Genomic DNA, 25,293 nt, shown 5'->3' with positions numbered 1-25,293 from the left:
TGATCGGCTCGCCGATGATGTTGGCGCGAGGTGCGGGCGCGGATCGGCAGTTCGACCCGCGCGCCGTGGTCTCACTAAACCATCGAATGACGGCGTGGGTGTGCTGCCGGCGGGATCAAACTTTCTCCGCGATGAGGAGGGAGTAGCCGATGAGCCCGTCCGCCACGGCCTGGCGAGCGAGCCCGGTGTGTTTCAGGACCGCGTCGACATCGACTCCGGCCTCGGTGAGGCGATTGGCGGACGTCATGCGCAGGACCCGGAGCCTCGCGTCAATCTGGTCGATCATCCGCGCGATCGCGTCGTTGTGCGTCTCGGTGCGCAATGTCTGCAACCCGGCGTCGGCCAGGATCCGAAGGTAGTCCTGAAGGGGGCGGGCGTCCGCGATGCAGGCCACCCACCCGGCAAGCGTGCTGAGTTCTTCGGGCAACTCCTGCTCGGCGATGGTCACATCGGTGATGCCGGCTCGGCCGCCGGGGCGCAGGACCCGGGCGAACTCGGCGGCCGCCGCCTCCTTGTTGGGAAAGGTGCAGAACGCGCACTCGCAGACCAGTGCGTCAGCGACGTTGTCAGGAAGGGGAAGGCATTCAGCGTCACCGTGGTGAAACCGGACCTGGTCACCCAGGCCGGCTTTCTCGGTCGTGGAACGGGCGTTGGCCACCGTGGACTCACCGAGATCGACCCCGTCCACGGTGACGTGGTGCTCGGTGGCGAGCAGCCGGGCGGTCGCGCCCGGGCCCGAGGCCACGTCCACCACCCGCTGGTTCGGACGCAGTCGCAGGGCCTCGGCCACGCGCCGGGTGAGGACCAAGCCGCCGGGGTGGTAGGACTCGCCGAGGACGAGCGCCACAGCATCGTTGCCGTACGCGGCCGCGCAACAGGACTTGATACGCTCCGTGTCCTCGGGGACCGTCACCGTTCCACCGCCTTGCGCCCGACGTTGGTCGTGTCCGGGGCGATCGCCGGCCGATGCCCGTTGCCATCGCTGCTCGTGGAACGGGCGACCTTCGAACCGTAGGGCGAATCTGCCAACACGGGTTGGAGTTCGACGGCATTGGGGACGACATCGGCTACCCGCACTCCGGACATCTGCTCACGGACCTGTTCCCGGTAACCGACGGAGTTGTAGGCGCAGAAAGGAATGATGCGACCGTCCGGGGTGATCTCCTCCACGCAGCACTTCATCAGTTGCTTGACGTTGAGGGTGTAGGGGTCCTGGAAGTCCTGCACCACGATCATGAACGCCCGCTCGTCGAGCTCCTTCACCGCCTGCGGTAGATCAATCCCGCATGCGACGCAGTCCAGTTCCCCGGCAGTGGTCTCCAGGCTGCGGGCGGTGGTCTCCGCACCCATGAACGCCGAGGCGCTCCACAGTTTCTCCAGTGCCGCCCGCACGGCGGCGTCGGGCATCACTCGGTTGGTCACGTAGTCCAGATATTCGTCGATGTTGATCAACCGAGGGATCGGCACGACATCGGTGCGGTTCGCTCGGCGGTCCACCAGCAAATAGGTCACGGACCGGCAGGTCGGAAAGCAGCACGGCACCGGGAAGAAGTCGTCCTTGCCGAACCAGTCCGGGCACTGGGCCGCGAGCAGCTCGATGACGTCGGAGTTGGTCAGCCGGGTCAGGGGGTCGAACTCGACGTGCCGCCCGGAGTGGGTCACCGGTTGGAAGACCACCGAGCGCACCGCCGGATGCTCGATGCCGAACCGGACGATGTCGCCGATCTCGTGCTCGTTGAGCCCACGCTCGATCGCCGCCGCCAGGCTGACAGTCAGGCCGGCATCGGCGCAGTTGTCCAACGCGCCTCGCTTGCGCTCGCGCAGGTCCTTGCCTCGGATCTCGCGGTGGGTGCGCTCGTCGAACCCGTCGAACTGCAGGTAGATGTTCACCGGACGATCGGGCCGGTTGCGTTCGGCCAGCGCGGCGACGAACCGCTTGTCCGTGGCCAGGCGGATGCCGTTGGTGTTGAGGTTGACGACCTTGATCGGCCGGGCCCGCGCCAGGTCGATGAAGTCGAGGATGTGCTTGTGGATGGTGGGTTCCCCGCCGGAGAACATCACCACCTCGGGCTCGCCCTCGGCCGCGACGAAGGTGTCCAGCATCCGCTCGCACTGCTCGAGGGAGATCGAGTAGCCGTCGGGCTGGTGCCCGGAGTCGGCGAAGCAGATCGGGCAGTCCAGGTTGCAGTTGGTGTTGACCTCGATGATGCCCAGGCAGGCGTGTTGCTTGTGTTCCGGGCACAGCCCGCAGTCCGACGGGCAGCCGTCCTTGACGTCCGTCTGGAACGTCAGGGGGATCGTCCCCGGCTTGTTGAACCGCGTCGAGGCCAGGTACGCCTGGGCGTCACCGTAGACCAGCGCCTCGAACCAGCCGTGCTCCCGGCAGCGTTTCCGCAGGTAGACCTTGTTGTCGCGGATGTTGACCTGCGCGTCCACCACGACCTTGCACACCGGGCAGATGCTTTTCGTGTACTCGACGAAGACCTCGTCCCGGTCCCGCTTGGCTCCTGCCACGTGCAGCACGCCTCCATTCGGTCCCTGATCGCCGACCACCTCACCATTGATCGTGGTGGACCGCACCGGGGAGTGTCACCCGCCAGACAATCGCCCGTCCGGCTGCTGGCCACCCAGCACCGGCACCGGGGTTCATCACGGGGGTGCTGTCGGGGCTGATCTTTACTCGCTCGGTTCGCCACGGGCATCGAGCTGGTCGGCCAGCCGGTCGAGGAAGGGCCGCTGGCCGGCCACCACCTTGTCGCGGGCCGCCGCGAGGCCGAACCAGTCGACCAGGTCGACCTCGGGAAACTCGCGGAGCTGACCGGAGCCCTTGGGCCATTCCATGCGGAAGGTGCCGGGAACCACCTTCGCCGGGTCGAGGTCGCCCTGCACCGCCCACACCGTCACGACCTTGCCACCGGGTTGCCGCACGCTGCCCAGGTCCACCCACGTCCCGTCGGGCACCGGAAGGCCGAGTTCCTCCACGAACTCCCGGCCCGCCGCGGCTTGGGGTTCCTCGTCCGGCTCGTACTCGCCCTTGGGAATCGACCACGCGCCGGCGTCCCGCCGCGCCCAGAACGGTCCGCCCATGTGCCCGAGCAGCACCTCGATCTCGTTCCCGGCCCGCCGGAACACCAGGATTCCCGCGCTGCGTTTTCTCGCCACAATCTCCAGTCTGGCCGTACCCACGTCATTCGACCACGGGGCGCGACCACAGGCGGCGCACCGGCCACGGCCCGTGATGGGCACCCGCACTCTTTCAGGTCAGTCACCGCGTCGGTACGGTCGGTGACGCCTCTCTGCCGAGAGGAACGCCCCGGGACGGTCGTCCGGACAACCGCCGTCCCGGGGCCCGGGCGGAGAGGGCTCGGCAGATGAGGAGCACCGCATGCCCAAGACCAGCAGGCCGAAGTTGCCGCCCGCCGACATCGGTGAGCGGGCACGCATGATCCGACGACGCCGTGGCATGAGCCTGGCAGTCACCGCGGGTCTCGCCGGCATCTCCAAGTCCTACCTGTCCATGCTCGAAAGCGGAGAACGACGCTTCGAGCGCCGCAGCCTGATCAACAACCTCGCGGCCGCGCTCGGCTGTTCGGTTGTCGATCTCACGGGCGAGCCTTATGGCCCGGCGGATCGGCGAGGGGCAGAGGCGTTACAGGCGGTTCCCGAGATCCAGCTCGCGCTACATGACTGCACGTTGGACGACGTCCCAGACCTGCCGGCACGGCCAGCGACGATGCTCGCGGACGCCGTGCATGACCGGATGACCGCCTACCTGGACCAATGTCGCTATGATCTGGCGGGGCGGGGTCTTGGCGCGCTGCTCACCGAACTGCAGATCATCGTCGCGACGCGCGGAGGCGAGGAACGGCAGACCGCCTTGGCACTGTTGGTCGAGGCGTGTCTGGTGGCCTTCGGGGTGACCAAGAACCTGGGGCATCCGGACCTCGCGCTGGAGGCGGCACGCCGTGGCTACGAAGCCGCACGGTTGTCCGATGATCCCGCACTGCTCGGATGGGCGAGCCAACGGCGAGCACAGGCGCTCCAGCGGGTCGGTGCAGACCGGCGAGCTGCCGCGGTGCTGGAGAAGGCGATCGATGCCCTCGAACCCATCGCTGACCCCTCCTCGGAACACACCGACGCCGCGGAGGCTTACGGCCTGCTCCACCTAACCGCCGCGATGAACGCGGCGCGGCTCGACGACGCAGACCAAGCGGACAGCCACCTCGACGAAGCGACCAGGCTTGCCGCGCGATCGGGCGAGCGCAACGGCATGGGCCAGCATTTCGGGCCCGCCAACGTCGCGGTGTGGAAGATCTCGGTCGGTGTCGAGTTGGGGCGTGGCGCCGCAGTGGAGCAGAACGCCGTCGATGTTGATTTCGGGATACTCGGCAGCGCGGACCGGCTCGGCATGCTGCATGTCGACCTGGCTCGAGCTCTCGCTCAGGAAGGCGGAATCCGGGACTGGGAGGCCGTCCAGCATCTGGATCGAGCCGACCGCCTTGCACCGCTCCGCATCCGGCAGGACCCGGTCGCACGAGAGGTACTGGTTGAGCTGGAGAACCGGGCACGTATCCGCACCTGGGAACTGGGCTCGCTGCGTAACCGGTTTGGCCTGAACTGAGGGTTCACAGTTTGTGAACCCGCGGCCACCGGCCTACCCATAGCGTCGCCTGCCTCGACAGACGAGGGAGGTAGACGCGGTGATCGTGCGCGGGTGGCGTCGGTTGACGCCGGACGAAGTCCAGGAATCCCACGAGTGGGACCGGAAGATGGCCCCATTGCGTGCCCGCCGGGTTCGGGTCCGGCTCAACACCGTGGTGCCCGGCCGTGACCTTCTCTGCATCCGGAGGCGGCCCTGACCACACTCGAGTTCTGGCTGGTGCACGTACCCGGCAGTCAATCCCGCACCCACGTACATGCCTTTCCCGAACCGGACCACGACCCACCTGTCACCCTGTGCGGTCGCCAGGTCGACCGAACCCTGGTGGAGAAGACGAACGAGGGCGCCATCTGCGAGAGGTGCCTGCTCAAGTACGCGAACGGGCTCGCCGCGGCCGGGACACTGCCGGCGCCTCCACACGACCCCGCGCTGCCCGGATTCGAGGACTACATCCACTCACTCCCGCCCGCGTCGGGGAGCCTCCCGCCTGGACCGCCTCGTCCACGGCAGGGTCATGACCACCGCCCATACCCCGAGGACGAGCGTGGACTCGACCAGCACGTACCACGGCCAGTCGCCCATCAGCTCCAGTACGGACCACGTGTCCGGCTTGGCGTTGAGATAGCCGTAGTTGGTGCCGGCGACGGCGTTGAACACCAGGACGGTCACCGCCCAGGTCACCGTCACCACGGCCGCGATCCAGTAGCTGCGCCAGCTGGGTCGCATACGCCGCCCCCAGGTGAGGTAGATCGCGGCCCACACGACGAACAGGTGCCACGCCCAGAACAACACGAACTCCCAGTACGGGAAGTCCGGCCCCCGGTACACGGGGGTGATCAGGGCCTGCGTACTCAGCGTCAACCCCCAGTAATAGGTGAGGGAGAAGGCCCAGTACCGGTGGGACCACAGGGCGTAGGCGGTGACGAGCCCAGCGAGGTCGGAGAGCTGCAGCGGTAGCGACTCCTGGAGACTCCACTGTCCCGGCAACATGTAGTAGACGAACGATCCCAGCTGCAGCGCCAGCGCGAAGACCGCAAGCCCGCGGGCACAACGCCGCACCGCGTCCGCGGTCGCCGGCCTTCGCGCCAGCACGACGAGCACGACCGCGCCCACCGCGAAGAGCGCGAGCGTCGCCCAGTGCGAGGGGCCGTACAGGGCGAACTGCCGCTCCACCGCCTGCGGGTGCACAACTCGCAAGGCTACTTCCGGGCAACATTCTCCGCAGCCCGAATGGCATCTTCGTCAGCGCCCGGAAACCGCTGCTCAAGAAGGGGAGCCGCGGCAGAAACGGCTCGGAGTCAGGGCAGGCGGCGGGGTGCGGCGTGACCACGAAGGGCGGGGGCCACCGGACGGCCGTGCAGGAAGCCGGAAACGCTCCCCGCTTCCAGCGCCTTGCGGTAAACCAGGAGTGCCTCCCGGCACGCGTCGATCGTCTGTGCCACATCCCGCTCGGTGTGGGCGGCGGAGATCACGAACGACTGGCCCAGCACCCCGCGACGCAACAGCTCCTGCAGGAACAGCGTGCGGTACTCCTGGGACGGCCGGCCCTCGGCGTCGCGGGTGACGAAGACTTCGCAGGAGGGACGGCCCACGACCGCGACGGCGTCGGCCACCCCCAGCTCGCGGGCACACTCGTTGACCCCGTCAGCCAGGAGCCGCCCGCGTTGTTCCATGGTCGCCACCGGGTCCTCCTCCCGGTAGACCTGAGCGACGGCGCGGAACGCGGCCAGCGAGACGGTCTCCGGCCCATGCGTGGTGGACAGCAGGAACACCCGGGGCCGGTCGGTGCGCAGCCCGCCGAGTTCCATCAGATCCCGCCGACCGGCCAGTGCCGCGACCGGGAAGCCGTTGCCCATTGCCTTGCCCCAGCAGGAAAGGTCGGGTCGGACCCCGTAGACCTGCTGCGCACCACCGGCCGCCCAGCGGAAGCCGGTGATCATCTCGTCGAAGATCAGGACGGTTCCAGTCCGGTCGCACAACTCCCGGACGCCTTCCAGGAAACCGGGTTCCGGCTCGGCAAGGGCAGTTGCCGCCTCGAGAACGACACAGGAGATCCGGTCGGTGTGACGGTCGAAGAGCTCCCGCAGTGACTCCAGATCGTTGTAGCGGAAGGATACCGTGAGTTCGCGAGTGGCCTCGGGGATACCGGCGTTCATCCCCACCGTACCGATGAACCAGTCATCAACCGAGAAGAACGGATGGTCGGCACAGATCGCCACCAGGTCGCGTCCGGTGGCGGCACGGGCCAGCCGCACCGCGGCGGTCGTCACGTCGGAGCCGTTCTTGGCGAACTTGACCATCTCTGCCCCGGGTACGGTGGCAAGAAAATCCTCCGCGGCGGCCACCTCGTGCACCGTCGGGCGGGTGAAGCTCACGCCGTCCGCCAACACCGCCTGCACCGCCTGGGTCACCGCCGGGTGGTTGTGGCCGAGCGTCACCGCCCGCAGCCCCATCCCGTACTCGACGAAGCAGTTTCCGTCGACATCCCAGACCCGCGCGCCCTGCCCACGAACCAGCACCGGCGCCATGTCCTCCGGGTACTGGTCGCTCCCGCGCGCGTAGGTGTGCGCCCCGCCGGGCACGAGGTGGTGCAGGCGCCCCTGCAACTCGTTGCTACGTCCGAAATCTGCTGTCACGACGTGAAGTCCTCCCGCAGGATCGCCCAGAGCACGTGATCCCGACGCTGACCGCCGACGTCGAGGTAACCACGCATCACCCCTTCCCGCCGGAACCCGACGCGGGCCGCGGCCGCCGCGGCCGGTCGGTTGTCCACATCGATCGGTGCGACGACCCGGTACAGGCCGAGCGCACCAAAGGCGTGTTGCAGCAACAGCCGCATCGCCGTGACCACCACGACGCCGTCCCGGTAGTCGCGTGCCACCCACACGCCGACCTCGGCGGCTCCGTGTGCCCGGTCGATCCGGTCCAACGTGAACTGGCCGGCGAACCGGCCGTCCACGACGAGCGCGAACGGGAGGGCGTACCCCCGGCGGGCGGCCCGCAGCAGCCCCTCGCACTGCGCCCGCCACTCCCGGGTGGTGATCCGCTCGTGCCACGGTCGCGGATCAGTGCGCCACCAGCGTTCCAGGCTCGCCCGATCCTCCCGCACGGCCGCGACCCATGCGGCGGCGTCATCCATCTGCGCCGGTCTGAGTGCGATCCGACGCTGCCGTACCTGGACCGGGCCCAGAACGGCCGGCCAGCCCGGATGGTCGGGGTACATCCGGCTCCGAATCGCGTGGCTGACGCGCCGCACGCGCGCCAGCCGACCGCCGATACCGAGCGCGACTCGCTCACGGATCCCGTTCACGCCAGGTGTCCTTCTCGTGCTCGTGGTGATTCCGGCCATACGGCGAACCGCTTTCCTTCCACGTATGGTCGTCGACGTCCAACTCGCCCCACACGGCATACGACCAATGCCGGTCGGTGACGGGATACGGTGAACCCGTGCGGAAAAACGTCCCAACCTTGACCTTGCTCGGGGTACCCGTGGCGAGGACGAACCGCGACGACGCGTTGCGGGAGATCGAGTTCCTGCTCGACCGCGACGAACCGGACACGGTCGCGTTCGTCAACGCACACTCGCTCAACCTCGCCGTCCGTGACCACGCCTACCGGTCCGCGTTGCACGACTGTTCCCTGGTGCTCAACGACGGCGTGGGCCTGGCGATCGCGGCGCGCCTGTGGGGATCGTCCTTTCCGGACAATCTGAATGGGACCGACCTGAGCCCCGCGGTGCTGCGCATGGTCGTCGACCGCGGTCTGACCGTGTTCCTGCTCGGGGGCCGGCCGGGCGTGGCCGAACGGGACGCCGAGCGGCTGCCCCGCTCGTTCCCGGGACTGCGGATCGTGGGCACGCACCACGGGTACTTCGGGCCGGGTGAGACGGAGCAGGTGGTCCGCCGGATCCGCGACAGCGGCGCCCAGGTTCTCTTCGCCGCCCTGGGCAACCCGCGCCAGGAGCTGTTCCTGCACCGCCATCTTCCGGACACCGGAGCGCGGCTGGGTGTGAGCGTCGGTGCGTTCTTCGACATCTTCTTCGGCCGCTTTCCGCGTGCGCCACAATGGATGCGGCGCCTGCGCCTGGAGTGGCTGCACCGGCTCCGGCTGGAGCCACGCCGGCTGTTCGGCCGCTACGTGATCGGCAACCCGCTGTTCCTGGCCCGCGTGGTGGGCGAGCGGGTGCGTACGCTTTCCGCCTGGAAAGGCTGAGTGATGAAGGTCTGCTTCGTGACCACCTACCCGCTGGACCGCCGCGAACTCGGCGGCAGTAGCTGGGTGGACCGGCGGTTGCTCACCGCGCTGGGTGAGCGGCACGACGTCGCGGTGGTCTCCGTGACGGGGCCGGAAGGCGCCCGGACGGAGTGTGGCTTCACGGTGCGCTCGGCCGGCTCGGTGCCGCTGGAGATCCGCTCCGACCCGGCACGGCTCGCCCGCGTCGCCGGCTCGATGCTGTTCTCCGCACAGCCCTACCAGGCACGGAAGTTCAGCGCGTTTCCGGGGTGGCGGGGGGCCGCCGCGCTGCTCCGCCAGAGCGCGGCCGGCCGCGTGGTGATCGCCAGCGGCTGGCCGGGCCTGCTGCTGGCCTCGGCTGCCGGCGTCCCGGTGCGGGCCTACGTGGCGCACAACGTCGAGAGCACGATCGCCACCGCGCACGCACCGTGGCCGCTGCGACTGCTCGGCGAGACCTGGCGCATGCCGCGGGCGGAACGCGCGTTGCTGCGGTACCCGCGCCGCGTGTTCACCCTGTCCCGCACCGACGCCACCGTCCTGCAGGGCTGGGGTGTGCCGGCCGAGCAGCTGCCCGTCCCGCTGGTACCGCGGGCGCAGCACCCGACCGGCGACGCGGTCGGCTTCATCGGCAAGGCGAGCTGGCCGCCGAACGAGCAGGCCCTGGCAGTGCTGCTGGGCCCGGTCCACGAGCAGCTGGAGCGCTGGGGCGTGCCGGTGCGTCTCGTGCTGGCGGGAACGGGCACCGAGGCCCACGCCGGGCACCCGCGGGTCACCGCCCTGGGCCGGGTGGCCGACGAGGCCGACTTCTACCGCCGGGTGGGTCTGGTGGTGGTACCGCGGTTCGGGGCGAGCACCGGCATCAGCGTGAAGATGCTGGAGGCGGCCGAGTTCGGCCTGCCCTCGGTGGTGCCACCGGAGCTGGCCGCCGCGGTCGACCCGGACGGGCCGTGGCTGGCCGCCGCCGATCCCGACCGGACCGCCGCCGTGGTGCGGCGCTGGGTCGCCGGTGAGCTGGCCGTCCCGGTGTCGGACTGGGTGCGGCGGCAGGAGGCGGCCAGCGCGGCGGAGCTGCTGGTTTCCGATCCGCATCAGCCCACCGCCATCCGGTAGGCGAGATCCGGCGCGAACGTGCCGGCGGTCGTTCCGGGTGCGGTGCCGCAGTCCCCGTCGGACTCCCCCGGTGGCTTCACCCAGAGCCGCGCGTCCAGGCCGTCCTGGCCGCCCACCACGGGCGGGTCGCCCAGCCGCCGGTCGGGCGGGTTGCACCAGTCCTTGCCGTCGTAGTCGGGGTTGCCGTTGCGGCCGGTGTCGAGGACGAAGTGGGTGTTGATGCCGTACCGGTCCGACAGCAGCTCGCGCAGCTCCTTCGCGACGCCGATCAGGTCCAGTGTGGGGTTGTAGTTCGCGACGTTGAGCGCGAAGCCACGCGCACCGGCGATCCCGGCCGCCGCCAGCAGGGGCGCCATCGTCTCGGGCGAGTTCCAGCGGCCGTCCCCGGCGTCGAGGTAGACCAGTGCCCGGGGGGCGCGCTCGCGCAACGTGTCGACCAGCGTCGTGAGCAGCCGGGCGCGCTCCCGGCGGCCCTGCTCGGACAGGCAGTCCAGGTGGATGAGGGCGTCCGGCTCGGCGATCACGATGGCCGGCCGGCGCCCGATGCCCGCCGCGAGATCGGCCGCCCACTGCCGGTAGTCCCCACCGCTGCGGGCACCGCCCGCCGCCTCCTGGTTGCAGTCGCGGACGGGGATGTTGTAGGCGACCAGCACCGGTGTCTGGCGCTTCCGCGCCGCGGCCAGCGTGTAGCCCTCGACGTTCTCCCGCACGTTGTCCGGCCCGATCCAGCGGGCCACCGCGTGGCTGGCCAGCCGGTCGCGGATCACGGCCGCCCTGGGGTCGTCGGGGTTCGCCTCGACCCACCGCGCCGCGCTGGACCGGGGATCGACGTACAGGGCGCCGGGCACATCGGGCGCGGAGTCGTCCGACTCGCGCGCCGAACATCCGGCCGCGAGGAGCACTCCCAGCACGAGCACGACCGCTGCGCGTCGGTGCATCACTCACCCCCGTTCCAGGGTCCCGTCCAGCGTGGTGGCCACCTGGCGGCGCAGGGACAGCCAGCCCCCGACGGCGATGGCCGCGGTGATGCCGCCACCGGTCACCAGCTCGGTCACCGGGTCGTCCAGCAGGCGTACGGCCAGCAGCAGGGTGACCGAGACCGCGGTGACCAGCAGCGGCCGGCCCAGACCGAGCAGCAGCGGGGTCACCCGCAGCCCGGCGCGGCGCATTCCCCACAGGTGCACCGGGAACCCGACCAGCAGGGCCACCGCACCCTGCGCCCAGCCGACCCCGGGCAGCCCCCACAGCCAGGCCGCCACCACGGTGCCGGGTACCAGCGCCGCCAGCCACACAACCTGGACGACCACCGACGACAGCGGGGCACCGGCCGCGACGAGGACGTGCACGACGAGCGAGACCAGCACCAGCACGGTCGAGCCGACGGCGAGCCCGGACAGCGCGTCCGCCGACGGCAGCCAGTCCGAGCCGTAGAGCACCCGCACCAGGGGTTCGGCGAGCAGGGCGAGCGCCGCGCCACCGGGGAGCACGGCGACCCCGACCAGGCCGGTCACCCCGGCGACCGCCCTGTCCAGGTCCACGTCGGCGTCCCGGGCGCGGGAGAACGTGGCCAGTGCGATGCGCTCGACCGCCGAGGACACCGTGGACACCGGCCAGTTGGCGACGTTGTTCGCCAGGTAGAAGTAGCCGGCGGCGGTGCCACCCAGCACGGTGCCGGTCACCGCCTGCGGTGCCAGGGATCCCAGCGCCAGCACGAGCGAGGTGGCGACGACGGCCGCGCCGTAGCGGCCCACCTCGCGCAGGCACGTGCGGTCGATGCCGAACCGGGGCAGCTCCTTGGTCACCGCCATGAGCAACACCACGACCAGCGCGGTGCCGGTCACGTGGCCGATCCCCAGGGACCATGGTCCGGCGCCGGCCAGCGCGAGCACGACGGTCAGGGTCACCGTCGTCACCGTGCCGGCCAGGTCGACGACGAGTCGCCGGACCTGTTGGAGTTCCCGGGTCAGTAGCGCCCCGGGTACGGCCGCGAAGCCGTCCAGGAGCACGTTGCTGGACAGCAGCTGGATCACGCCGGTTCCTTCGGGACTGCCCATCAGCCGCGCCAGCGTCGGCGCCGCGAGCAGGCTGGCGAGGAACGCGAGCGCCCCGCCCACCACCGCCACCGTCCACGCGGTGGGCAGTATGGAGCGGACCTCGCCCTCGCGGCGCACCACCGCCGAGGCCACCCCGAAGTCGTTGAAGGTGAGCAGCACCGTCTGCACGACCAGTGCCGTGGCGTAGACACCGAAGTCCTGCGGGACCAGCAGCCGGGCGAGCAGGACACCCATCGCGAACGTGCCCACGCGCGACAGCAGCGTGTTGAGCAGGCTCAGCCACAGGCCGCGCTGGAACCGTCCGGAGAGCGTCGCGGCGGTACTCATCCACGGCCCTTCCGGCCGGGGTCGGTCGGGGGGCGCGACCAGTCACTGAAGAAGCTGCCGTCGTGTGCCAGGTAGTCGACGGTGACATCCGGGACGTGCGTCACCCGCAGCCGGGCGGACAACCGGTAGACCAGTTCCCAGTCCTCCTTGGGATGCACCCATCTCGGCCGGGGCCAGGGGGAGAACCGCACCCCCGAGCCACGCCGTACCACCACCGAGTTGGCGTCCACGAAGTTGTCGTCGGCCAGCGCCCGGCGGTCGAACGGCTGGCTGAGCACGTCCAGTTCCGTCCCGTCGCCACGCACGCGCCGCACGCCGGTGTAGACGAGGCCGGCACCGTCGGCCAGAGCGGCAAGTGCGCGCTCCAGATGGTCCGGACGCCAGGTGTTGTCGTCGTCGAGGAAGGCGGCGTACGGCGAGCGGGACACCCGCAGGCCCACGTTCCGGGACAGGCCGGGACTGCGGCGGGTCCTCGACAGCCGCACGACGGTCAGCCGCGGATCCGCGGGCAGTGTGCCCACCTCTCCCCCGTTGTCGTCGACGACGACAACCGCGACGTCGGAGATGGTTTGCGCGAGGGCGCTCTCAACGGCGGCCCGCAGTGGGCCCGGGCGGCGGTAGGTCGGGATCACGACGGCCACGTGTGCCGTGGGCAGTTCGGTCAGTTTTCCCGTCGCCAGTGCGACCTCGACCCCTTCGGCGCGCTCCGCGGCCCTGAACTCGGCGGCGTACCGAAGTCGCCACCACTTCTCGGCCACCACGTGCCGGCCGACCGTCCGGCGCAGGAAGTCCTTGGCCGGACGCGGAAGCAGTTGGTAGTCCCTCACCTACGACCTCCCCCCACGGTCGAGACCCCGACGGCGGCGCGGAAGGACGCCGGTGCCGCCGGGTTCGTCGGTTCCCCGGCGAGCAGCCGGCGGCGACCCCGCCACAGCGCGGCCAGGGCCGCGCGGTGGGTCCCCCGGCGCAGCGGCAGGCGCAGCAGTTGCGCGACCACGAAGGCGGCCCACGTACCCCATGCCGCCCGCGTGCCGTCCCAGCGCGCGGCGTGCACGACCCGGTTGGTCACCATCTGGGCCCACAGCGCGGGGTTGCGGGTGACGGCACCGCCGCGGTGCACCACCGATGCGCCGGGAACCTGCCGGATCTGCCAGCCGGCGTCCTGAACCCGCCGGCAGTAGTCGACCTCCTCGGAGTACAGGAACAAGTCCTCCCGCCAGGGTCCGATGACGCGCCGCACCGTCGGGGCGATGAGCAGCACGGCGCCGTTGGCCCAGTCCACGTCGCGCTGCCCCGCGTCGACTGGCATCCGCTCGCTCAGCGCCGGGAAGCGTTGCGCGCGGGAGCCCAGCAACGCCTCTCCCCAGGCACGGGCCACCGACGGGCGACGACGCAACGTCGGTTCGGGCGTACCGTCGGGTCTGGTGACCTCCGGGACGGCGACCCCGACCGCCTCGTCGTCGAGCGCCGACAGCAACGTCCGCACCGAGCCGGGCGCGAGCCGCACGTCCGGGTTGAGCACGAGGACCGTCTCGTCCGGCTCGGCCGTGGCCATGGCCGCGTTGATGCCCGCCGCGTAGCCGAGATTCCCCCCGGTTGCCACGACCGTCGCCTCGGGCAGGGCCCTGGCGGCCCACTCCGGCCCGCCGTCGGTGGAGGCGTTGTCCGCGATCACCACCCGCCACCGGTCGATCCCGCGCAGCGCCTCCGGCAGGCCGGAGAACAGGCCGGGGAGCTCGGCCATGGACTGGTGGGTCACCACGGCGACGAGCACCGGGGTCACGAGGGCACCTCCTCGTCGGGCGACGACCGGGGCCGGGCCAGCGCCGCCAAGGCGCCGGCGACCCCGACCAGGAGCAGGAAGAACGTCCGCATCTGCGGGAAGGCCAGCGCGTCGAAGGTGGCGAAGCTGACCGCACACACCAGCAGGGCGGTGCCGATCGCCCAGCCGGCGTCACGGGCCGCGAGCCGCTCGCGCCGCGGCACCGCGGTGGTCCCGGCCCGCCAGACCCGGAACGCCACCGAGATCGGGACCAGCAGCAACATCGCCAGGACCAGCGCGCCTACCAGGCCGGACTCCACGGTGGTCAGCAGGTACTGGTTGTCGAGGAAGGGCTGCTCGGGTGGCGAGTAGGTGCCGTACCCCTGGCCGGCGATGGGGTGTTCGCCGATCCGTTCCGCCACGTAGTCCCAGACCGCCACGCGGTGCAGCACCGCGTTGTCCTTGCTCGCGCCGGTCACGGTTTCGCTCAGGACTTCGGTGAGCTGCCCGGCGTTACCGAGGCTGAGCAGGCCCAGGATGCCGGCCGCGGTCATGCCGATGGCCCACCGGGTCAGCCCCTGTCGCAGCGCCAGGGAGAGCGCGATCACCGCCAGCGCGACGATGCCGGTACGGGAGATGCTCACCAGCACGCCGCCGGCCAGGATTCCCGCGCAGGACAGCCACCACAGCCGCCAGCGACCGAACTGCGCCAGGTGCAGCGCGAGCGGGATGACCGCGGCGGAGACCGCGGCCAGCTCGATGGGGTGGTTGGCAAAACCCAGCGAACGCACCAGGCCACCGCGGTCGAGGTCGATGGGCCCCACGCTCTGCAGGGTCAGGCCGGGTAAGACCAGCGCCTTGCGGATGTCGACCGAGGCGGCGAACTGCAGGATCGCGGCAAGTGCCGAGAGGGTGCCGCCAACGACCAACGCCCCGAGCACGACGCGCAGCGCGGCCAGGTCGGCCAACCCGTCCGCAGCCAGCAACGTCGCCCCGCAGCACAGCAGGAACAGCATCGCGGCGGTGTCGGAAGGGGCCAGCCGGACGTCGGGGACACCGGAAATCAGGGCGAGAGCGTGTGCCACGCCGAGCCCCAGCAGGACGAGCAGCACCGTGCCACGCACCGGGTTCGGGCCGGCCCGCAGGCCCAGGCCACCGCCGGTGCGGGCGGCCAGCCACAGCAGCAGGCACACGCCGGTCATCAGCCGGGCGGGAGTGACCGAGGCGCCGATCCCGGCGACCACCAGGGTCTGCGGCAGCATCAGCGACACGGCCAGGACCGCGAGCACGGCCTGCGGCGGCACCCGGAGCCGGAGCCGGGCGACCGGTTCCGGGCGGTCGAGGGCGGTCACCGTCATGCGGTGCCGCTCCCGTTGTTCGAGCCCGGCCGCGGTGTGGCGGGAACCTTGTTCTCCCGCACCGGTTCGGCGGCCGGCTCGGGCTCGACGTCGGGCTTGGCCTGCGACCGTGGCTCCGCCGGCTTCTTCCCGTTGTCCACGGCGGCTGCGGGCTCCGGCTCCTGCCGACCGTTCGGCTCAGCGCCGTGCTTCGCCGCGGGCTGGGCATCGGGCGCGGCCTTCGGGCCGGGCTTGGCGGCCGGCGCACCGTTCGGTGCCGGGTTCGGGCCCTGGTTCGGGCCCGGCTTGGCCGGCTGCACCGGCTGCGGACCCGTCTTCGGACCCGGCCGACCCGCCGGCGGCGGACCGCCGACCGGCTTCATCGCCGGAACCGTCGGTGGCTCCACGGCCGGACGCCGCGGCCCCTGCTTCCCCGCCTTCTCCCGGGCCGCCTCCGGCGGGGCCGGCCGCTCGGCGTCCTGGTTCGGCTTGGCCATCGGCTCCGCGGGGGGCTTGCCGGGGTGTGCGGCCCCCGGGCCCGTCCGCGCCGCCTGGTCGCCGGCCGACTCCGGCGCCGGTGCGCCGTTGGGCGTGTGGTTCGGGCCGGGCTTGGCGGCCGGCGCACCGTTCGGTGCCGGGTTCGGGCCCTGGTTCGGGCCCGGCTTGGCCGGCTGCACCGGCTGCGGACCCGTCTTCGGACCCGGCCGACCCGCCGGCGGCGGACCCGGGACGGGCTTCATCGCCGGCAGTGTCGGTGCCTCCGCGAAGGGGCGCTGCGGGACCGGCTTGTCGACCGGATCGCGCGACGGCTCGGAGGGGCGGTCCTGGGCGGGGTTCGGCTTGGCCATCGGCTCCCGACGCGGATCCGCCGAGGGCCGCCCGGGTGGCTGGCCGGCCGGGTCGGCCGGGGGCTTTGACACTGGCGGCAGCACCGGGACCGGGTAGGCCATCGGCCCGCCGGACGGGCCGGACCCCGGTGCCGGATCAGGCACCGGGGTAGTCCGTAGGACCGGTTCGGCGGGCAGCACCACAGCGGACTCGGACCCCGCGACGTCGGGCCCGGACCGATCCCCGTCACCGCTGTCGGATTTCGCCTGTGCGCGGCGTTGTACCTGCCGGTCCAGGAACAATACGGTCAGCACCAGGAGCACCAGCCCGACCGCGGCCACGATTCCCGCGGCGCGGAACTGCGCGGCCCGGGTGCTGGTGGTGGTCTTCGGGGCGAGCACCTCGTCCAGGATGATGCGCTGGTTCTCCGGAACCTTGGCCGCGTCCTGGCGCCGCTTGAGCTCGTCCTTGGCCCGCTTCAGGTACAGCTCGGCGGTGCGCAGCACCTGGTCCGCCTGCGACCCGGTCACGTCGATGGTGACGAACGGGCTCGCCGGGTCGACCGTGCTGCCCTCGTTGGACACCTTCACCGTGCCCACGGCGCCGGCCGCCTTGAGCTCGTCCTGCGTCTGCGGCGAGTTCAGCGTGGTCGTGATGAGCGTGGCCGCCTGGGCCAACGCCTTGTCCGAGACCAGCAGCGGGTTCTCCTGCTTGGCCGACGGCGTGGTGCTCACCTGCTCCACGGCGGTGGTGTGGTGTTGCGGTGGCACGACGACCAGCACGGCGGCCACCAGCACGGCCAGCACCGCCGCCAGCTTGAGGGTCAGCTGCCAGCGATGTCGAAGGATCCGCAGGATGTCCAGTGCGTCCACGTGTCGTTCCTATCCGCGTCGGGTCTGGCCGAGTCCGGCCCGCTCGATCACCAGCCGCGCGACGTTGCGCGCCATGGGCCTGGCCCTGCGCCGGAACCACGGCCGCAGCGCGAGCATCGCCCGCGCCCGGTCCCGGGCCGGCAACGGCGAGCGCACGACGGCCCGCAGGTACCAGAGGGCCTCCTCGACGTCGGGCAGCACGACCCGCGGTGGCGGGCCGGAACGCTGCTCGAGGTACCACTGGCGGGCCGTGGTGCGCTGGGTGAGCCGGCGGTCGTGCAACCGGTGCCACAACAGGTCCTCGTCGACCTCGGCGAACCGGCCGTGCAGCGCCAGCTCGGCAACGAGGATACGGTCGTTGTTCTTCACCGGGGGTAGCAACGAGGTCCGCAGGAGCGCCTCCCGGCGCACCAGCCCGTAGCAGTGGTAGTTCTCATGTTCCAACGCGATCAGGTCCGTTATGCGGACGATTGGGTCGGGATGGTCGGTTCGGCACGGGTTCCGCCACTCGCCGATGGCTTGGCCCTCCGCGTCGATCTGTCGTGCCGCGGTGAAACTGAGCACGGCGGACGGATCGGCCCGAAGGGCTTCCAGCAGGCGGGTGAGCCGGTCGGGATGGTAGGCATCGTCTGATGCGGCCCACGTGAAGTATGGGCTGCGGGCGTCACGCACGAGCCGGTTGTGGTTGTCCGTCACGCCGACGTTACGTTCCCGACGGTGATATCGGACACGTTCGTCCTTTTCCGCGTAGGCGCGGCAGATCTCCTCGGTCGCGTCGTCCGAGCAGTTGTCCGCGATGTGCAGCTCGAAGTCGGCATCCTGCTGTGCCAGCAGGGTGTCCAACGCTTCGTACAGGTAGGGCTCGCCGTTGCGGACCGGCAGCCCGACGGTGATCGGCGGTGCGGCCCGCCCGACCAGCGCCGGTGCCGCCTGTTCCGGCCGGGGAACCTCCACCACCCGCGGCTCGGCCACCGCCCACCGCACGTCCGGACGATCCAGTTCGGACAAGCTCGCCCGGATCTCCGGGAGCAGATCGGCGAGCAGCACCAGGACGACGTCGGGCTGGGCACTCACCAGATCTTCCGGCGAGATCACCGGAATGCTGGTTCCCGGCAACCGGCAGCCCTGCTTGCCGGGTGCGGCGTCGGCGATCGCCGGTAACAGGTCCACGTCGACACCGGCGCAGTTGAGCAGCGCCACGACCCGGGACGCGGCACCATAGCCGATGACCTTCCGGCCCGCCGCCCGGTTCTGCTCCAACCACCCCCGGAGCTGCTCGACCGTGTCATCCGCGAAATGCTGGAGTCGGGACACCGACGCCGGGTTGGTGATCCGATGGGTGCGTTCCTGTTGCAGCAAGCCGGAAACACTCATGTGCGGCTCGCCGTGCCGTCCTGCGGTCAGCAGCACGGTGCCGCCGTAGAGATCGAAATGCCAAGCCTGCAGCGGAACCAGGCCGACCTCCCGCAGCAAGGCGACCAGGGCGTGTGCCGAGTAGTAGGCGAAGTGGCCATGACGCAACACGTTCCACTGCCGACCGCGCACGATGGACTGCAGGGAGTGGAACTGGAGGGCCAGCACGCCGTCGTCGGTCAGGCTTTCCGCGCGCTGAGCGACGGCGGCGGCCTGGTCGGGCTCGTGCATCATCCCGAACGAGTCGACCACCAGCTCGGCACGCTGCCCGGGCCACACCGGCCGCATCCCGTGGCGTACCAGGTGTTCCGTCCATGCTCCCCCATGCGGGCTGCGGTACTCGGCGACCGTCGTGTCCGGTCGCACAAGGCCCGCGGCCAGGAGTTGGTCGACCGCCTGCGCGGCCTGGTCGCGGAGTGCGGCCGGTTCGATGCCGGCCGCGCTCTCCGGCAGTCCCGGGTCGGCGACGAGCTGCGCCAGCCCGCAGCTCCCGCACAACCACATCCGCAGCTCGTGCGTGCGGTCCGGGCCGGTGTCGGCCACCGCCGGGAACTCGGTGCAGACCGGCTGCTCCCCGAGGTCCAGCACCACGCTTCCGGACGGGCTCGAACAGCCGCGGCAGGCCACCCGGCTCACCGCCCCACCTCCAGACACAGCTCGAACCAGGAAGCCGCCCCGCGGTCCCGCTCACTCATCATGGTCACCGGCAATGGCCACCGGATCCCCAGGCTGGGGTCGTCGTGGCGCACGGCGATGTCCTCGGACGGGTCGTGCGGCCGGTCGATCCGGTAGCAGACGTCCGCCCACACCGTCAGGACCTGGAAGCCGTGCAACATCCCGGGTGGGATGTACAGGTGCCGGAACTCCCTGTCGTCCAACACGAAGACCTCGTGCCGGCCGAACATCGGGGACTCGGGACGGGCATCCACGACGACGTCGTGCACGGCGCCGCTGGAGCACCGCACGAGCTTGCCCTCCCCACGGCCCCGCCGGCCGTGCAACCCACGCACCACGCCCTGGTTGGACCGGGACTGCGAGTCCTGGATGAACGCGGCCGGGTCGAGCCCGTGTTCCGCCGCGGCCACGGCATCGAACGTCCTGGTGAAGAAACCACGATCGTCCCGGACTGGATCCGGGACGAACATCAGGACGCCGGGCAGGGAGGTCGTCTGCACCCTCATCTCCGGGCTCGCACCACCCTCATGTCCGCGGCGACCTCGCCGGCCGCCGTGCGTTCGGACAACACCGCGAGCCGGACGAAACGCCGGGTGAACGCCTCCTCGGTCAGGCCGTGTTGCGCGTAGTGGTCCACCAGCTCGACGACGCCGTCCGGGACCGTCCACCGCGGCTGGTAGTCCGGCAGCAGGCGATGGATCCTGTCGAACGCGACCCGGTAGGACCGCTTGTCCGGACCGGTCTCCCCGGTGATCCGCAGCGTCGCCCCGGGCACCGCGTCGACCACGTACTTGGCGATGTCGGCAATGGTCAGGTTGTTGACCTCCCAGCCCACGTTGAAGGCTTGCCCGTGGATGACCTCCCGCGGCGCCGAGAGCGCCGCCACGAACGCCTGGGCGATGTCGGCGGCATGGACCAGCGGCCGCCACGGGGTGCCGTCGGAGAGGACCCGGACCTCGCCGGTCAGCAGGGCCACACCGACGAGGTTGTTGACCACGATGTCGGCACGCGGCCGGGGTGAGGCACCGAACGCGGTGGCATTGCGCAGGAACACCGGCGAGAAGTTCTCGTCCGCCAGGCCGAGGAGATCCTCCTCGGCCTGGATCTTGCTCTCCGCATAGGGAGTGACCGGTCGCAGCGGCGCGTCCTCGGCCACCAGTTCGTCCCCGGCGGCACCGTAGACCGAGCACGTCGAGGCGTACAGGAACCGGGGCACGCCGGCGTGCTTCGCCAGTCGTGCCAGGTGGGTCGTGGCGGTGTGGTTGATCGCGTGGGTAACCTCCGGCGCGATCGAACCCAGCGGGTCGTTGGACAGTGCGGCAAGGTGGATCACCGCGTCGATCCCGGACATCACGTCGCCGGTCGCGTCCCGGATGTCGACCGCGAAGCCGGGCGGGTCGGTGGGAGCCGGACCCAGCACGCAGTGGGCGAACAGCCCGGAGTCCAGTCCGACCACCTCGTGCCCGGCCGCGACGAGCGCGGGAGCCATGACACTGCCCAGGTAACCCTGGTGCCCGGTGAGCAGAACGCGCAAAGACCTCACCCTTCCTCGGCCCGGTCGTCGGGCCGCAGCACGAGCTTGTCGGCGAAGAACGCCTCGGCGTAGCGGGAGCGGCACTGCATGCCCCGCAGCCGGGCGAGGCCCAGGAAGGTTTCGTCGTCGAACCAGTCCCGGCCGTGTTGTGACGGGTAGTGCTTGTGCAGCAACGTGCACTTGTCGTGGGCGGCCTCGTCGGACAGTGGGACGAAGACACCCGGTTGCCGCATGTCACCGTCCCACTTGGGAATCTCGAACCCGAGAATGAGGTGGTTGCGGAACTCGGTCGGGACGAGCCGGGCGATGGTGCGGTGGTCCTGGTGCGCGTCGTGCGTCGGAGAGGCGAGCACCAGATCGGGATCGAATGCGGCGCGCACCTCGCGCAGCGTGCGCTTGACCTCGCCCCACCGCTCGGGGAGAAGCCCGTCGGGCAGCCCGAGAACGGTCACGTCGACCTGCGCGTCCGGGCAGAAGGCGCGCAGGGCGGACTGTTCCTCCTCGGCCCGCTCGGTCCCGGCACCGGTGAACACCACGGCGCGCACCCGCATCCCCGGATTGGCCGCGGCAAGGGTCAGCAGCGTGCCGCCGGCTCCGATGGCGATGTCGTCGCAGTGGGCGCCCAGCAGCAGCAGTCGCTCGACCGAGGTCATGCGCAACGAGGTCACCGGGCGCCTCCGTGGACCCATGGCATCCAGGGGCGGTCCCCGCTGCGGTACCGGGCCTCCAGGGCGGAGCGTTCCTTGAGGGTGTCCACCGCGTGCCAGAAACCCCGGTACGGGTAGGCCATCAGCTGGCCCCGCTTGGCCAGCTCGGCGCAACCGTCCTCGACCAGGCACCCGTCCTCCGGGATGTGCTCGAAGACCTCCGGGCGCAGCACGAAGAAGCCGCCGTTCTCCCAGATCGGCATGGTGCTGACCGGGGTGATGCTGGCGGCCATACCGTCCTCGGCCAGCTCGACGCAGTGGAACGACTCCTGCGGCGGCACGGCCATCATCGCGGCGACGGCGTCGCTCGCCGCGAACCTGTCGATCATCTTGTCCAGGGGAGCGTCGGTCAGCACGTCCGCGTAGTTGGCCAGGAACATCTCCTCGCCCTCCACGAGGTGGCGCACGCGGCGGAGCCGTTCCCCGATGCTGGACTCCACACCGGTGTGGGCGAAGGTGATCGTCCAGTCGCTGATGTCGGAGGACAACAGCTCGACTTTTCCGCCACGCAAAACGAAGTCGTTGGACTCCGTCTCGTTGTAGTTGAGGAAGAAGTCGGTGATGTGCTTCGCTCCATGTCCAAGGCACAACACGAAGTCGCGGTGTCCGAAGTGGGCGTAGTAGCGCATCACGTGCCACAGCAGCGGACGGGGGCCAAGTCGCTGCATCGGCTTGGGCAGATCGTCCGGGCCACCGCGCATGCGCATGCCGTAGCCGCCGCAGAAGAGCACGACCTTCACAGTTTCGCCTCCACTACATCGACGCAGGGAATCGGGAACACCAGCCGACCGCCCCAGTCGGCGACGTAGGAGAGCTGCGCGGTCAGCTCGACCCGTAGGTTCCAGGGCAGCACCAGGACGTAGTCCGGCTTGTCCTCGGCGATCCGTTCCACCGGGTGGATTGGGATCCGCGTGCCGGGCGTGAAACGCCCGTGCTTGTACGGGTTGCGGTCCACCGTGTACGGAAGCAGGTCCGTACGGATACCCGCGTGGTTCAGCAGGGTGTTGGCCTTGCCGGGGGCTCCGTAGCCGACGACGGTGTGCCCTTCCTCCTTGACACGCAGCAGGAAGTCGAGGAGGGCGAGCCGGACCGTGCCGACCCGATCGGCGAAACCGGCGTAGCCCTCGGGTTCGTGCAGGCCCGCGATCCGCTCCTCCTCGAGGATCTGTGCCACTCGTGGCGTCGGGGTTGGTGCGTGGACGTCGGGCCTCGCCCACAGTCGGATCGAGCCGCCGTGTGTCGGCAGTGTCTCCACGTCGACGACGGTCAGCCCGGCGGTGGCGAGCGCGCGTTGCGCGGTTCCCACCGTGTAGTACTGGAAGTGCTCGTGATAGATGGTGTCGTACTGGCAGAGCCGCATCAGCGGCAGCAGGTGCTGGACCTCGATCGCGACCCAGCCGTCGTCGGCGACCAACCCGCGCAGCCCCTCGGTGAAACCGAGGACGTCGGGCACGTGGGCGTAGACGTTGTTGGCCACCACCAGGTCGGCGGGACCGTGCTCGGCTCGCACCTCGGCCGCGGTGTGCGGGTCGAGGAACGCCGTCCTGGTGGGTACACCGCGTCCACGCGCCGCCTCGCCCACGTTGACCGCGGGCTCGATCCCCAGGCACGGAATCCGTTGCTGGGCCACGTGTTGGAGTAGGTAGCCGTCGTTGCTGGCGACCTCGACGACGAACGAGTCCTCGTTGAGTCCCAGGGAACGCACCGCGTCGTCGACGAAGCGGCGAGCGTGCTCGACCCAGGACGTCGAGTAGGAGGAGAAGTAGGCGTAGTCGGTGAAGGTGTCCTCGGGCGTGATGAGCGGGGGCAGCTGGGCGAGCAGGCAGTCCTGGCACACCCGCAGGTGCAGCGGGTAGGTGGGTTCCGGCTCGTCGAGCTGGTGCACGGTGAGGAAACGTTCGCACGGCGGGGTCGCGCCGAGGTCGACGACGCTGGTGAGTGCGGAGCCCCCGCACAGCCGGCACTGGAGCATCAGTAGGCCCCCCGTGCCCGCACCACGGCGAAGACGGTCTTCCACAGGATGACCAGGTCCAGCGACAACGACCAGTTCTCCACGTATCGCAGGTCCAACCGGACCGACTCCTCCCAGCTCAAGTCACTGCGGCCGCTGATCTGCCAGAGCCCGGTGATCCCCGGCTTCACCAGCAGGCGGCGGAAGGTCGCACCCTCGTACTGTCGGACCTCCTCCGGCAGCGGCGGTCGTGGCCCCACCAGGGACATCGACCCGGTGAGGACGTTGAGCAGCTGCGGCAGCTCGTCGATGGAAAACCGCCGCAACACCGCGCCGACCCGGGTGACGCGGGGATCGCAGCGCACCTTGAAGAGCGGTCCGGCGCCCTCGTTCGCCGCGGCCAGCTCGTGCCGGCGGGCATCGGCGTCCACGCTCATCGACCGGAACTTCAGGATCTCGAACTGGCGTCCGTCCCGGCCGAGCCGTTGTTGCCGGTAGAGCACGGGCCCGGAGTCGTCGAGCCGGATCGCGGCCGCCACGAGCAACATCAGCGGAGACAGCAACACCAGCAGGGCGAGGGCGCCGACGCGGTCGACGATCTCCTTGAGCACCCGCTGCGGTCCGGTGAAGACGGGCTTGCTGGCATGCAGCATGGGCAACCCGAACGCCGGGGTCATGCGCAGCCGCGGGCCGGTCACCTCCATCAGCACCGGTGCCACCACGAGATCGACCGGCGCGCCCTCGAGCTCCCAGACCAGCAGCTGCATCCGGCTCGGCGTCCAGTACGGATCCGGCACCAGGGCGACCACCTCGTAGCCGCCGGAGCGGGCCACCGCGGCGACCTCGTCGAGGCCGCCGACGACCGGGGCCCCGACGTCGGCACCGGAATCACCGGTGCAGACCGCGGAAACCCGCCAGCCGTGGTAGGACCCCCGGCGCACCATGGCAACGAAGTCGGCCAGCGCATGGCCCGATCCGGCCACCAGGATGTTGCGCAGGCACTCGCCACGACGCCGGCGCGCGTGCAGCACGCGACGCAGGAGGTAGCGGCCGGTGGACGCGAGCGGGGCGAAGGCCGCGACGCCGAGCAGGGTGGCCGAGTTGACCTGCGGCAGCTCCAGCGTCACGTTGGCGATGGCCAGGACCGCGATGGCGAGCACGGTGGCGCGGCCGAGCCGGCGATACTCCTCGAACCCCTGCCCCAGTGCCCTGCCCTCCCAGGCCCGGCTGATGAGCAGGGCGGCGGCCAGGACCGGAGAGATGATCGCGAAGGTCGACCACGGCTTCGGGGCACCGGACAGTACGGCGCTGGCCCACAGACCGACGAACCCGCTGACGAGTAAGAGAAGCAGGTCGCTGGCGAGAACGGCGAGCTGGTAGCGGCGTTCCCATGCCGGCGCCGAGCGCCGGGGCGGCTCCGACCTCCCCACCAGGGTCAGGTGCCGACCGCCGGGCCTCCCTCCCGGCTGTCCCGCGGCGGTGCCCGCGCCGAGATGATCCCCGGGTACTCGCGTGCCGGTGGCTTGCCCCCCTCCGGTCACCGCGTCACCTCCTCCTACGAACCGATCATCACCGTGTCCACCCGTGCGATAGATGGATTGCGGCGGCGGCTATGACGCGAAGGGAGAAAAAAGACGCCACATCACCCAGCGAAGTCATCGATTACCGAACGAAGTCGAATCGGTCCAGCACAACACGCTCTCCACTGGCTGCCCCAGTGACGAAGGAGCACGGTTCGGACGCCCCTACCGGGTCCGGGCTGGCGGCGACTTCGGCTGAGGAACGGGGTGACGCCGCAGTTCCGCAGGCGACAGCCAACACGGGAAGGGT

At 70.6% G+C, this 25,293-nt stretch carries 22 protein-coding genes; 3 read left to right on the top strand and 19 right to left on the bottom strand.

Going from position 1 to position 25,293, the window contains the following annotated elements; translation table 11 throughout:
• Positions 1–115 precede the first annotated feature (115 nt).
• The 3 genes from IEY55_RS10845 to IEY55_RS10835 form a co-directional block, all read right to left on the bottom strand.
• Positions 116–913 (bottom strand): class I SAM-dependent methyltransferase, encoded by a 798-nt coding sequence (locus tag IEY55_RS10845; protein ID WP_189056639.1) that lies wholly within the window; start codon positions 911–913, stop codon positions 116–118.
• Positions 910–2,580 (bottom strand): radical SAM protein, encoded by a 1,671-nt coding sequence (locus tag IEY55_RS10840; protein WP_229686254.1) that lies wholly within the window; start codon positions 2,578–2,580, stop codon positions 910–912. The genes IEY55_RS10845 and IEY55_RS10840 overlap by 4 nt, the downstream gene beginning before the upstream one ends.
• Before the next feature lie 96 nt (positions 2,581–2,676).
• On the bottom strand, positions 2,677–3,162 hold the full coding sequence (locus IEY55_RS10835; protein ID WP_189056637.1) for an NUDIX hydrolase: 486 nt from the start codon (positions 3,160–3,162) through the stop codon (positions 2,677–2,679).
• 223 nt (positions 3,163–3,385) lie between these two features.
• On the opposite strand from IEY55_RS10835, the gene IEY55_RS10830 reads away from it, so the two are divergent.
• On the top strand, positions 3,386–4,621 hold the full coding sequence (locus IEY55_RS10830; protein ID WP_189056635.1) for a helix-turn-helix domain-containing protein: 1,236 nt from the start codon (positions 3,386–3,388) through the stop codon (positions 4,619–4,621).
• A gap of 495 nt (positions 4,622–5,116) precedes the next feature.
• Here IEY55_RS10830 and IEY55_RS10825 read toward each other — a convergent pair whose 3' ends face one another.
• The 3 genes from IEY55_RS10825 to IEY55_RS10815 all read right to left on the bottom strand — a co-directional run bounded on the left by IEY55_RS10825 (position 5,117) and on the right by IEY55_RS10815 (position 7,970).
• Entirely contained in the window at positions 5,117–5,848 is a 732-nt protein-coding gene (locus IEY55_RS10825) for a YwaF family protein (protein ID WP_229686253.1), read from the bottom strand.
• Positions 5,849–5,958: 110 nt separating this feature from the next.
• A complete protein-coding gene (locus IEY55_RS10820; RefSeq protein ID WP_189056631.1) occupies positions 5,959–7,296 on the bottom strand; it encodes a glutamate-1-semialdehyde 2,1-aminomutase in 1,338 nt (445 codons plus the stop codon).
• Entirely contained in the window at positions 7,293–7,970 is a 678-nt protein-coding gene (locus IEY55_RS10815) for a GNAT family N-acetyltransferase (RefSeq protein ID WP_189056629.1), read from the bottom strand. Before IEY55_RS10815 ends, IEY55_RS10820 begins: the two co-directional genes overlap by 4 nt.
• Before the next feature lie 137 nt (positions 7,971–8,107).
• Between IEY55_RS10815 and IEY55_RS10810 the strand changes: the two genes are divergently transcribed.
• Positions 8,108–8,872 carry a WecB/TagA/CpsF family glycosyltransferase gene (locus IEY55_RS10810; protein ID WP_189056627.1) on the top strand — a complete coding sequence of 255 codons (765 nt, stop codon included), beginning with the start codon at positions 8,108–8,110 and terminating at the stop codon, positions 8,870–8,872.
• 18 nt (positions 8,873–8,890) lie between these two features.
• Positions 8,891–10,003, top strand: a complete 1,113-nt coding sequence (locus IEY55_RS10805) for a glycosyltransferase (protein ID WP_189056625.1) — start codon at positions 8,891–8,893, stop codon at positions 10,001–10,003.
• Here IEY55_RS10805 and IEY55_RS10800 read toward each other — a convergent pair.
• The 13 genes from IEY55_RS10800 to IEY55_RS10740 are packed head-to-tail and all read right to left on the bottom strand — an operon-like array spanning position 9,982 to position 25,004.
• Entirely contained in the window at positions 9,982–10,941 is a 960-nt protein-coding gene (locus IEY55_RS10800) for a glycoside hydrolase family 6 protein (protein ID WP_189056623.1), read from the bottom strand. The two genes, IEY55_RS10805 and IEY55_RS10800, sit on opposite strands and share 22 nt — an antisense overlap.
• Positions 10,942–10,944: 3 nt before the next feature.
• Positions 10,945–12,384, bottom strand: a complete 1,440-nt coding sequence (locus tag IEY55_RS10795; protein WP_189056621.1) for an oligosaccharide flippase family protein — start codon at positions 12,382–12,384, stop codon at positions 10,945–10,947.
• Complete coding sequence (locus IEY55_RS10790; protein WP_189056619.1) at positions 12,381–13,211, bottom strand: glycosyltransferase family 2 protein; 831 nt, start codon at positions 13,209–13,211, stop codon at positions 12,381–12,383. The genes IEY55_RS10795 and IEY55_RS10790 overlap by 4 nt, the downstream gene beginning before the upstream one ends.
• Positions 13,208–14,167: a glycosyltransferase family 2 protein gene (locus IEY55_RS10785; RefSeq protein WP_189056617.1), complete on the bottom strand. Its 960-nt coding sequence runs from the start codon at positions 14,165–14,167 to the stop codon at positions 13,208–13,210. Before IEY55_RS10785 ends, IEY55_RS10790 begins: the two co-directional genes overlap by 4 nt.
• Entirely contained in the window at positions 14,164–15,504 is a 1,341-nt protein-coding gene (locus IEY55_RS10780; protein WP_189056615.1) for an O-antigen ligase family protein, read from the bottom strand. The genes IEY55_RS10785 and IEY55_RS10780 overlap by 4 nt, the downstream gene beginning before the upstream one ends.
• The gene (locus tag IEY55_RS10775; RefSeq protein ID WP_189056613.1) at positions 15,501–17,183 is read right to left on the bottom strand and encodes a hypothetical protein; all 1,683 of its coding nucleotides are present in this window, start codon (positions 17,181–17,183) and stop codon (positions 15,501–15,503) included. The genes IEY55_RS10780 and IEY55_RS10775 overlap by 4 nt, the downstream gene beginning before the upstream one ends.
• 9 nt (positions 17,184–17,192) lie before the next feature.
• On the bottom strand, positions 17,193–19,232 hold the full coding sequence (locus IEY55_RS10770) for a glycosyltransferase (RefSeq protein WP_189056611.1): 2,040 nt from the start codon (positions 19,230–19,232) through the stop codon (positions 17,193–17,195).
• Positions 19,229–19,777, bottom strand: a complete 549-nt coding sequence (locus IEY55_RS10765) for a dTDP-4-dehydrorhamnose 3,5-epimerase family protein (protein WP_189056609.1) — start codon at positions 19,775–19,777, stop codon at positions 19,229–19,231. The genes IEY55_RS10770 and IEY55_RS10765 overlap by 4 nt, the downstream gene beginning before the upstream one ends.
• Positions 19,774–20,805: an NAD-dependent epimerase/dehydratase family protein gene (locus IEY55_RS10760; protein WP_189056608.1), complete on the bottom strand. Its 1,032-nt coding sequence runs from the start codon at positions 20,803–20,805 to the stop codon at positions 19,774–19,776. Before IEY55_RS10760 ends, IEY55_RS10765 begins: the two co-directional genes overlap by 4 nt.
• 5 nt (positions 20,806–20,810) lie before the next feature.
• Positions 20,811–21,473, bottom strand: a complete 663-nt coding sequence (locus IEY55_RS10755; protein ID WP_373289991.1) for a PIG-L deacetylase family protein — start codon at positions 21,471–21,473, stop codon at positions 20,811–20,813.
• Positions 21,470–22,252: a glycosyltransferase family protein gene (locus tag IEY55_RS10750; protein ID WP_189056604.1), complete on the bottom strand. Its 783-nt coding sequence runs from the start codon at positions 22,250–22,252 to the stop codon at positions 21,470–21,472. Before IEY55_RS10750 ends, IEY55_RS10755 begins: the two co-directional genes overlap by 4 nt.
• A complete protein-coding gene (locus tag IEY55_RS10745) occupies positions 22,249–23,484 on the bottom strand; it encodes a class I SAM-dependent methyltransferase (protein WP_189056602.1) in 1,236 nt (411 codons plus the stop codon). The genes IEY55_RS10750 and IEY55_RS10745 overlap by 4 nt, the downstream gene beginning before the upstream one ends.
• The gene (locus tag IEY55_RS10740; RefSeq protein WP_229686252.1) at positions 23,484–25,004 is read right to left on the bottom strand and encodes a sugar transferase; all 1,521 of its coding nucleotides are present in this window, start codon (positions 25,002–25,004) and stop codon (positions 23,484–23,486) included. The genes IEY55_RS10745 and IEY55_RS10740 overlap by 1 nt, the downstream gene beginning before the upstream one ends.
• Between the last annotated feature and the right edge of the window lie 289 nt (positions 25,005–25,293).

Origin of the sequence: Longimycelium tulufanense (assembly GCF_014645795.1) — a bacterium.
Classification (GTDB): domain Bacteria; phylum Actinomycetota; class Actinomycetes; order Mycobacteriales; family Pseudonocardiaceae; genus Longimycelium; species Longimycelium tulufanense.
The sequence above is the reverse complement of the archived record's forward strand: the minus strand, read 5'-3'. Positions and strand labels throughout refer to the sequence as shown.

Excerpts from the sequence above, each read along its gene's own strand:
- IEY55_RS10765 (WP_189056609.1), bottom strand. The coding sequence starts at position 19,777 with ATGAGGGTGCAGACGACCTCCCTGCCCGGCGTCCTGATGTTCGTCCCG.
- IEY55_RS10780 (WP_189056615.1), bottom strand. The coding sequence starts at position 15,504 with ATGACGGTGACCGCCCTCGACCGCCCGGAACCGGTCGCCCGGCTCCGG.
- IEY55_RS10830 (WP_189056635.1), top strand. The coding sequence starts at position 3,386 with ATGCCCAAGACCAGCAGGCCGAAGTTGCCGCCCGCCGACATCGGTGAG.
- IEY55_RS10745 (WP_189056602.1), bottom strand. The coding sequence starts at position 23,484 with ATGCTCCAGTGCCGGCTGTGCGGGGGCTCCGCACTCACCAGCGTCGTC.
- IEY55_RS10795 (WP_189056621.1), bottom strand. The coding sequence starts at position 12,384 with ATGAGTACCGCCGCGACGCTCTCCGGACGGTTCCAGCGCGGCCTGTGG.
- IEY55_RS10800 (WP_189056623.1), bottom strand. The coding sequence starts at position 10,941 with ATGCACCGACGCGCAGCGGTCGTGCTCGTGCTGGGAGTGCTCCTCGCG.